9 protein-coding genes are annotated in these 8,902 nt (G+C 62.6%); 6 read left to right on the forward strand and 3 right to left on the reverse strand.

The window, feature by feature from the left end; all coding sequences use genetic code 11:
* Nucleotides 1-3 precede the first annotated feature (3 nt).
* The 3 genes from mscK (at nt 4) to trxC (ending at nt 5,355) form a co-directional block, all read left to right on the forward strand.
* Entirely contained in the window at nt 4-3,312 is a 3,309-nt protein-coding gene (mscK, locus tag ACK59L_RS11180; protein ID WP_409273599.1) for a mechanosensitive channel MscK, read from the forward strand.
* A 121-nt stretch (nt 3,313-3,433) separates the two neighbouring features.
* A complete protein-coding gene (gene selO / locus ACK59L_RS11185) occupies nt 3,434-4,894 on the forward strand; it encodes a protein adenylyltransferase SelO (protein WP_409273601.1) in 1,461 nt (486 codons plus the stop codon).
* Nucleotides 4,895-4,920: 26 nt separating this feature from the next.
* Complete coding sequence (gene trxC / locus ACK59L_RS11190; protein WP_409273603.1) at nt 4,921-5,355, forward strand: thioredoxin TrxC; 435 nt, start codon at nt 4,921-4,923, stop codon at nt 5,353-5,355.
* A gap of 2 nt (nt 5,356-5,357) precedes the next feature.
* Here trxC and ACK59L_RS11195 read toward each other — a convergent pair whose 3' ends face one another.
* Genes ACK59L_RS11195 through ACK59L_RS11205 form a run of 3 tightly spaced genes read right to left on the reverse strand, consistent with a single transcriptional unit; the run spans nt 5,358 to nt 6,846 of the window.
* Complete coding sequence (locus ACK59L_RS11195) at nt 5,358-5,714, reverse strand: type II toxin-antitoxin system HigA family antitoxin (RefSeq protein WP_409273605.1); 357 nt, start codon at nt 5,712-5,714, stop codon at nt 5,358-5,360.
* Nucleotides 5,704-6,012 carry a type II toxin-antitoxin system HigB family toxin gene (locus tag ACK59L_RS11200; RefSeq protein ID WP_409273607.1) on the reverse strand — a complete coding sequence of 103 codons (309 nt, stop codon included), beginning with the start codon at nt 6,010-6,012 and terminating at the stop codon, nt 5,704-5,706. Before ACK59L_RS11200 ends, ACK59L_RS11195 begins: the two co-directional genes overlap by 11 nt.
* 60 nt (nt 6,013-6,072) lie before the next feature.
* A complete protein-coding gene (locus ACK59L_RS11205) occupies nt 6,073-6,846 on the reverse strand; it encodes a ParA family protein (protein ID WP_058602947.1) in 774 nt (257 codons plus the stop codon).
* 267 nt (nt 6,847-7,113) lie between these two features.
* On the opposite strand from ACK59L_RS11205, the gene ACK59L_RS11210 reads away from it, so the two are divergent.
* The 3 genes from ACK59L_RS11210 to ACK59L_RS11220 are packed head-to-tail and all read left to right on the forward strand — an operon-like array spanning nt 7,114 to nt 8,901.
* Nucleotides 7,114-7,866, forward strand: coding sequence for a beta-ketoacyl synthase chain length factor (locus ACK59L_RS11210; protein ID WP_409273609.1), 753 nt, complete (start codon nt 7,114-7,116; stop codon nt 7,864-7,866).
* Nucleotides 7,842-8,660, forward strand: coding sequence for a lysophospholipid acyltransferase family protein (locus ACK59L_RS11215; protein ID WP_409273611.1), 819 nt, complete (start codon nt 7,842-7,844; stop codon nt 8,658-8,660). Before ACK59L_RS11210 ends, ACK59L_RS11215 begins: the two co-directional genes overlap by 25 nt.
* Nucleotides 8,629-8,901 (forward strand): phosphopantetheine-binding protein, encoded by a 273-nt coding sequence (locus tag ACK59L_RS11220; protein ID WP_058602945.1) that lies wholly within the window; start codon nt 8,629-8,631, stop codon nt 8,899-8,901. Before ACK59L_RS11215 ends, ACK59L_RS11220 begins: the two co-directional genes overlap by 32 nt.
* The last annotated feature ends 1 nt before the right edge of the window (nt 8,902 follow it).

An 8,902-nucleotide genomic window follows, 5' to 3' on the forward strand; every position in this document is an offset into this window, starting at 1 on the left:
CCTATGTCCTTTCGCCTGCACCTTCGCACAGCCCTGCTCGGGCTGTGCCTTTGCCTTCCCCTGGCGGTCGCCGCCGCTGAAGCCCCCACCACCGCCAGCGTCCAGGAAAGCCTCGACAGGATCGCCGAACGCAAGCTGCCCGAAGCCGATCAGAAGGCCTTGCAGCAAGTGCTCGAGCAGACCCTCGGCCTGCTGGCCAGCAAGGAAGACAACGAACGCAAGCTGGCTGCCCTCAAGCAGCAACTGGCCAGCGCGCCCAAGGAAACCAGCGACAGCCAGAAGGAGCTGGCAAGGCTCAAGCAGAGTTCGGTGCAGTCGGTGGCCCAGCGCTACGCAAACCTAAGCGTGCCGCAGCTCGAGCAGATGCTCAGTGAGCGCACTACCCAGCAAGGCGAGCTGCAAAAAGCGCTGTCCGAAGCCAACAGCCTGATCATCAATTCGCAGACCCGTCCCGAACGGGCCCAGTCCGAGATCAGCAGCAGCCAGGCGCGGGCCCAGCAAATCAACAGCATCCTCAAAAGCGGCAAGGACGCGGGCAAGCCTGTCAGCCCCGACCTGCGCAACCAGCTCAACGCCGAACTGGCCTCGCTCAACGCCCTTACCCAGTTGCGCCGCCAGGAGCTGGCTGGCAACAGTGTGCTGCAGGACCTGGGCAATGCCCGCCATGACCTGCTGATCGAGCGCACAGCACGCCTGGAACAGGAAATCCAGGACCTGCAGACCCTGATCAATGACAAACGCCTGGCCCAGTCCCAGGAAACCGTCACGCAGCAGTCGATCGAAGCCCAGAAAGCCGGCGGCAGCAGCCTGCTGGCCACCGAAAGCGCAGCCAACCTCAAGCTGTCCGACTACCTGCTCAGAAGCACCGACCGGCTCAACGAATTGACCCAGCAGAATCTGCGGACCAAGCAGCAGCTCGACACCTTGACCCAGGCCGACCAGGCGCTGGACGAGCAGATCAGCGTGCTCAAGGGCAGCCTGCTGCTGTCCAAGATCCTCTACAAACAGAAACAGACCCTGCCGCATCTCAAGCTCGACCGTGACCTGGCTGACCAGATCGCCGACACACGCCTGTACCAGTTCGAGGTCAATCAGCAGCGCGAGCAGATGAGCAGCCCGGTCAGCTACGTGGACAAACTGCTGGCAGCCCAGCCCCCCGAAACCGTCACCCCCCAGTTGCGCAAGGCATTGCTGGAAGTGGCCATCACCCGCAGCGACTTGCTCGAACGCCTGAACCGGGAGCTGTCGGCCCTGCTCAACGAATCCATTACCTTGCAGCTGAACCAGAAGCAGCTGCTGGGCACTGCCCAAAGCCTGCGTACCACGCTGGACGAGCAGATGTTCTGGATACCCAGCAACAAGCCATTGGACTGGGACTGGCTGGCCTATGTGCCGCAACGCCTGGCTGACCAGGTGGCGGACCTGCCGTGGGGCTCGGGCCTCAAGGAGCTGGCTGACGGGTTGAGCCAGCGCCCGTTGCTGTTCCTGCCGCTGTTGCTGGTGATCGGCGCGTTGCTGTGGCGACGCAAGTACCTGTACCAGCGCCTGGGCAAGGTGCACCAGGACATCGGCCATTTCCGCCGCGACAGCCAGTGGCACACCCCTCAGGCGATCTTGATCAACATCCTGCTGGCGATGCCGGTGAGCCTGGGTCTTGCGCTGTGCAGCTATGCCTTGCAGATCGACGCCCGCGGGCAGAACGCCAACCTTGGCGCGGCGCTGTGGCAACTGGCCCAGGCCTGGCTGGTGTTCTATACGGCCTACCGCATTCTCTCGCCTGGCGGGGTGGCCGAGATCCACTTCCGCTGGTACAAGCCGCAAGTGGAGTTCCTGCGCGGCTGGGTCCGGCGTCTCGGCACCGTGGTGCTGGCATTGGTAGGGGTGGTGGCGGTAGCCGAACACCAGCCCTCGGCGCTGGCCGACGACGTGCTGGGGATTGGCGTGGTACTGACTTGCTACGCATTGATGGCCTGGTTGCTCAGCCGCCTGTTGCTGAGCAGCCCTGCCCACCGCGACACCTCGCTGTTTCGCAAGGCAGTGGGTGTGGCGTTCACGGCCTTGCCCATCGCCCTGTTCATCGCCGTGTGCTTCGGCTACTACTACACGGCGCTGAAACTCACCGACCGCCTGATCTACACCCTCTACCTGCTGCTGTTCTGGCTGGTGATCGAGGCGGCATTCGTGCGCGGGCTGTCCGTGGCCGCCCGACGCCTGGCCTACCAGCGCGCGCTCAGCAAGCGGGCTGCGGCCAAGGAAGGGCTCGATGGCGAAGTCGTCGTCGAAGAGCCGACGCTGGATATCGAACAGGTCAACCAGCAGTCCTTGCGCCTGATCCGCCTGGCCTTGCTCGGCGGTTTCATCGCCGGCCTGTACTGGGTGTGGTCGGACCTGCTCTCGGTGTTCGCCTACCTCAACAACTTCGTGCTGTACGAATACACCAGCGGTACAGGCGCTGCGGCGAGCATGGTCCCCATCAGCCTCGGTGACCTGCTCGGCGCCCTGGTGATCGTGGGCATCACCTTCGCCCTGGCCGGCAACTTGCCCGGCCTGCTGGAGGTGCTGGTACTGTCGCGGCTGAACCTGGCCCAGGGCAGCGCCTACGCCACCACCACACTGCTGTCCTACACCATCGTCGGCGTCGGCATCGTCAGCACCCTCTCCACCCTGGGGGTCAGCTGGGACAAGCTGCAGTGGCTGGTCGCCGCGCTGTCGGTAGGCCTGGGTTTCGGCATGCAGGAAATTTTCGCCAACTTCATTTCGGGCATCATGATCCTGTTCGAACGCCCGGTGCGTATCGGTGACACCATCACCATCGGCAACTTGTCGGGCACGGTGAGCAAGATCCGCATCCGCGCCACCACCATCACCGACTTCGACCGCAAGGACATCATCGTCCCCAACAAGACGTTCATCACCGGGCAACTGATCAACTGGTCGCTCACCGATACCGTCACCCGCGTGACCCTGAAGCTGGGCATCGACTACGGCTCGGACCTGGACCTGGTGCGCGACCTGCTGCTCAAGGGTGCACATGAGAACCCCAGGGTACTCAAGGACCCCGAACCCCTGGTGTACTTCCTGCAATTCGGCGAAAGCTCGCTGGACCACGAACTGCGCATGCATGTCCGTGACCTGGGCGATCGCAACCCGACGCTGGACGAGATCAATCGCTACATCAACCGGGAATTCAAGGCGCACGACATCAAGATATCCGTACGCCAGGTCGAGGTGTTCCTGATGGATCCCAAAGCCGGCAAACAACAGTTGATACCGATGGACTCGCCAAAATCCGATGGCACTCCACCGGTGTGATTGGACTCCATAGGGCAGATACGCCCGTTCCACCCGCGAGGGCGTGGTCCTCGCTCACGGCCGGTCCGCCCGCACAGGGCCACGCAGCGGCCTCTTGCCACCTCGACTCAGGAGCAGCCCCGTGAAAGCCCTCGACCAGCTCACCTTCGACAACCGCTTCGCCCGCCTGGGCGACGCATTCTCTACCCAGGTGCTGCCCGATCCCATCGCCGACCCTCGCCTGGTGGTCGCCAGTGCGTCGGCCATGGCGCTGCTCGACCTTGACCCGGCCCAGGCCGAGCTGCCGTTGTTCGCCGAGCTGTTCAGCGGCCACCAGCTCTGGGAAGGCGCCGATCCGCGGGCGATGGTGTACTCCGGCCATCAGTTCGGCGGCTACAACCCGCGCCTGGGGGACGGGCGCGGCCTGTTGCTGACCGAGGTGGTCAACGATGCCGGTGAACATTGGGACCTGCACCTCAAGGGCGCCGGCCAGACCCCCTATTCGCGCATGGGCGATGGCCGTGCCGTGCTGCGTTCCTCGATCCGTGAGTTTCTGGCGAGCGAAGCTTTGCATGCCCTGGGCATCCCTAGCAGCCGCGCCCTGTGCGTAATCGGCTCCAGTACCCCGGTGTGGCGCGAAACCCAGGAAAGCGCTGCCATGCTCACCCGCCTTGCCCAGAGCCATATCCGCTTTGGCCATTTCGAGTACTTCTACTACACCCAGCAGCCCGAGCAGCAGCGCGTGCTGATCGACCATGTACTCGATGAGCATTACCCGCAGTGCAAAGACGCCGAACAGCCTTACCTGGCCATGTTCCAGACCATCATCGAGCGCAATGCCGAGCTGATCGCGCGCTGGCAAGCGTACGGTTTCTGTCACGGCGTGATGAACACCGACAACATGTCGATCCTGGGGATCACCTTCGATTTCGGTCCGTTCGCATTCCTCGACGATTTTGATGCCAACTTCATCTGCAACCACTCCGATGACCGCGGCCGCTACAGCTATGCCAACCAGGTACCGATCGCCCATTGGAACCTCAGTGCGCTGGCCCAGGCCTTGACCACGGTGATCGATGTCGAAGCGCTCAAGCAGGCGCTGGCGCTGTTCCTGCCCCTGTACCAGGCCCATTACCTGGACCTGATGCGTCGTCGGCTCGGCCTGACGACGGCCGAGAACGAAGACATGGCCCTGGTCGAGCGCCTGCTGCAACGCATGCAGAGCGGTGGCGTGGACTACAACCTGTTCTTCCGCCGACTGGGCGATCAACCGCTGGCCGATGCGCTGCAATCGGTACGTGACGACTTCGTCGACTTGGCGGGTTTCGACGCCTGGGCGGTAGACTATCAAGCGCGCTGCGAACGTGAACCGAACCATGCTGGCGGGCGGCGTGAGCGCATGCACGCCGTGAACCCGCTGTATGTGCTGCGTAACTATCTGGCGCAGAACGCCATCGAAGCGGCCGAGGCAGGCGACTACACTGAGGTCAGGCGCTTGCATCAGGTGCTCAGCCGCCCGTTCGAGGAACAGACCGGGATGCAGGCCTATGCAGCGCCGCCCCCTGCCTGGGGCAAGCACTTGGAAATCAGTTGCTCGTCCTGAAACCCACTTACTCGAACGGAGATGAAATGACCAATCCGCTGGTTGTCCCTTGCCCTCACTGCAACGGCTTGAACCGCCTGCCCGCCGACCGTCTGGGCGACGCGCCCAAGTGTGGCCGCTGCAAGCAGCAGGTCGTGCTCCAGACGCCGTTCGTGCTGACCGAGAGCAGCTATGCCAGCCAGGTCAAAGGCGACCTGCCCTTGCTGATCGATGTCTGGGCCGATTGGTGCGGCCCCTGCAAGGCCTTCGCGCCAGTGTTCGAACAGGCGGCCCGCCAATTGAGTGGCCGCTGCCGCCTGGCCAAGCTCGACAGCGAAGTCAACCGCACCCTGGCCGGGCAACTGGGCATTCGCTCAATCCCGAGCCTCATCCTGATGCGCAACGGCCGCGAGATCGCGCGCCAGGCAGGGGCCCTTCCCCTTCAGGCACTGCTGGAGTGGCTGCGCAGCAAAGGGGTTTGACTTTAGGTACCCCCCAGCAGCGACTCATAGGGGATGCGTAGCCCCTCGTGCAGGCGTCTGATCATGGAGAGGCTCAGCCTACGCTTTCCATTCAAGACCTCAGATACCCGGCCACTGGGCCCGATATAGGGCTCTAAGTCTCGAGGGGTAAGACTTTGTTGTTCCATGCAGAACTTAATGGCTTCCAGAGGGGTAGCCGACTGAATGGGATAGTGCTTGTTTTCATACACTTCAATCAGGGTAACGAGTACTTCCATTTCATCGGCTTCGGGGGTGCCCGGTTCGGCTTGGAAGATAGCCTCAAGCCGCCTAAAGGCCGCGTGCAGATCCTCATCACTGCGACTAGGCTTAATATTCACACACTGTCTCCACGTCAATTTCGTCATAGCGTTCATGGGTGCCGACGAATTTCACCCAGGCGATACCTGCCTTATATTGCATTTCCACGACGAGGCGATATTTATTACCGCTACTGTTGAAAACAATGCGGTTCCTTCCACAGATGCTAGCGTTGCCGAGCTGATCTTTCACATCCTGCGGCGTTAGCCAAGTAGCTTTGATCACTAAGTCATACCAGCTTTCCAATGCAGCCTTGGCATCGTGATTACCGGGCATCTCCCAAAATTTCACCAGGCTGCTCTTGGCAATCACCCGCATTTCGCTATTCTCCCGTTTTGGGAGATTATGATCAGCACCAGACTTTTACGCAAGCTGCACCTACTCATCCCCACCCAGCAAATCATGCAGCGCCACGAATTGCTGGGTCAGTTTGTGGCGGGGGTCGAGATGGATCAGGGGCAGGCTGGCGTGGTGCGACTCACGCATCTTCACCGAACTGCCCAGATACACCGGCAGCACCGGCAAGCCTTCGGCCAGTAGCGCGTCCAGCATCTGCTGCGGCAGGCTGGCACGGGGCTGGAACTGGTTCACCACGATGCCCTCGACGATCAGGTGTTCGTTGTGGTCTTCCTTGATGTCCTCGATCTCGGCCAGCAGCCCGTACAGGGCCTGGCGCGAGAAGCTGTCGCAGTCGAACGGAATCAGCACACGGTCCGCTGCGATGAGCGCCGAGACGGCGTAGAAGTTGAGGGCCGGTGGGGTGTCGATGTAAATCCGCTCATAGTCTTCACTCAAGTTTTCGAGCAATTTTCGCAGCTTGTTGATCTTGTGCTTGGCTTCGAGCTTGGGTTGCAGGTCGGCCAACTCAGAGGTGGCGGTGACCACGTGCAGGTTGTCGAATGGCGTCTGGTGGATTTCGACCTTGTTCTTCTTCGCTCCAGGTCCGCCGGAAAGGCTTTGCTTGAAGAAATCGGCGATCCCCATGGGAATGTCCTCGCCCACCAGCCCAGTGAGGTACTGGGTCGAGTTGGCCTGTGCATCCAGGTCGATCAGCAAGGTTCGGTAGCCTTCATGGGCACTTACCGCGGCCAGGTTGCAGGCGATGCTGGACTTGCCCACCCCGCCTTTCTGATTGAACACCACGCGTCGCATGACTGAGCTCCGGATAGGGACGAGGTTCCGAGTATGTGGCGACGCTGTGTTCATGACCAGCGCTGCTACAGCGACCGCCCACCACGCATGGCGCCGTGCCGGCTGTCGGAAAAAGGAAACTATTCAATCGGACCACGCCACATCCGCTTGAAGGCGTTGTCTCTTTGGATCCGAATCCATTGCTACATCACCGCCGCACCGGGATAATGCGCGCCACTCGATGAACGCACCACCCCTGACAGGCAGGCGCCGAGTCGTTCGCTCGGCATGGAAGCCCCTCAGGGCGGGAAGAAGACCACCGTGATCACCTTCAACATCACCCAATGGCGTGCATGGGCTCCGGGCATTTCGGCGCCTGCCGACTGGCACGCCTGGGCTAGCGGCAATTCGCCATCGGGTGCGGACGCCTGCGCGCCTGACGTGGCCTTCCTGCCGGCCATGCAGCGTCGTCGGCTGAGCCACATGGCGCGCATGGCGTTCGCGGTGGCCTGGCCATTGGCAGAGGGCCAGCCGCCGCTGCCGCTGGTGTTCGTTTCACGCCACGGTGAAACACCCCGCACGTTTTCGATTCTGGGCGAACTGGCTGCCGGGCAGCCGCTGTCCCCTACCCAGTTCAGTCTCTCGGTGCACAACGCGGTCATTGGCCTGTGGTCGATCCTGCGCGGTTCCACCTGCGAGATGACGGCTCTGGCCGCTGCCGGGGATGGTTTCGAACAGGGCGTGGTAGAAGCCGCAGCGCTCATGGCTGATGGCGCCCCAGCCGTGCTGCTGATCGTCACCGAAGAGCAGCCACCACCGGCCTATGGCCCCTGGATAGACGACGTACCGTTCGCCTACGCGCTCGGCCTGTTGCTGACCCCAGGCCGGCAATGGCAGCTGGCGCCCGGAGAGGTCGCCGCGTCACCTGCCGTGCCTGCGCTGCCTCACGGCCTGGCCTGGCTCAAGGCCATGCTCAACGGCCGCACCGATTTCACTCACACAGGGAAGCGTCGTACATGGAATTGGCACCGACAGCCGTGAGCAGGCCAGGCGACGCCTATATCTGGCGCCTGCTGGCCACCGCCACGAGCTTTATGCTGTTTGGCGTGGGCTGCCTGACCCTGCGGCTGCTCGTGTTTCCGCTGCTGGCCTGCCTGCCCGGTGGCCAGGCACGACACCGCGAGCGGGCCCGGCGCACCATCAGCTGGCTGTTCTGGCGCTTCGTGCAGTTCATGCGCGCCATGGGTGTGCTGACCTACGAAATCGAAGGGGCCGAGCGCCTGGGCCGGCCGGGTCAGATGATCATCGCCAATCACCCGTCCCTGATCGACGTGGTGTTCCTGATCGGCTTGGTACGCCAGGCCAACTGCGTCGTGAAGCAGAGCCTGTTCGACAACCCGTTCACGCGCGGACCGGTCAGCGAGGCGCAGTACATCGGCAACGATGGCAGCATGGACATGCTCGACACCGCCGTCGCCTCGCTGCAACAGGGCCAGACCCTGGTGATTTTCCCGGAAGGCACGCGTACTTCGCCCGGTCAGGCGCCGGCCTTTCACCGCGGCGCGGCTGCGATTGCCCTGCGCGGTGCAAGCGTCATCACCCCTGTCACCATCAAGGTCAGCCCGACCACGCTGACCAAGAACGAACCCTGGTACCGCATACCCGTAAGGCGGGTGCACTTCACCCTTTCGGTGGGCCCGGACGTGCATCCCGACGCCTACACGGCCCTGGGCCCTGCGCCCAAAGCTTCCCGTTTGCTCAACGATTATCTGCACAACTACTACATCAAGGAGCTCGCCGCCGATGAGCGCGCCACAGCAAAACCTCAACCGTGATCTCAAGCAACTGATCATCGACGCCCTGGGCCTGGAGGACATCAGCGTCCAGGACATCGACGACGAGCAGACCCTGTTCGGCGAAGGCCTGGGCCTGGATTCGGTTGATGCGCTCGAGCTTGGCCTGGCCATCCAGAAGCGCTATGGCATCAAGATCGACGCCGATGCCAAGGACACCCGCAACCATTTCAGCAGTGTCGCCGCCCTGGCGGCGTTCGTCACCGCCCGTCAGGCCGCCTGAG

The organism is Pseudomonas sp. KCJK9111 (genome assembly GCF_046231935.1).
In the GTDB taxonomy this organism is placed as follows: Bacteria; Pseudomonadota; Gammaproteobacteria; order Pseudomonadales; family Pseudomonadaceae; genus Aquipseudomonas; species Aquipseudomonas parafulva_B.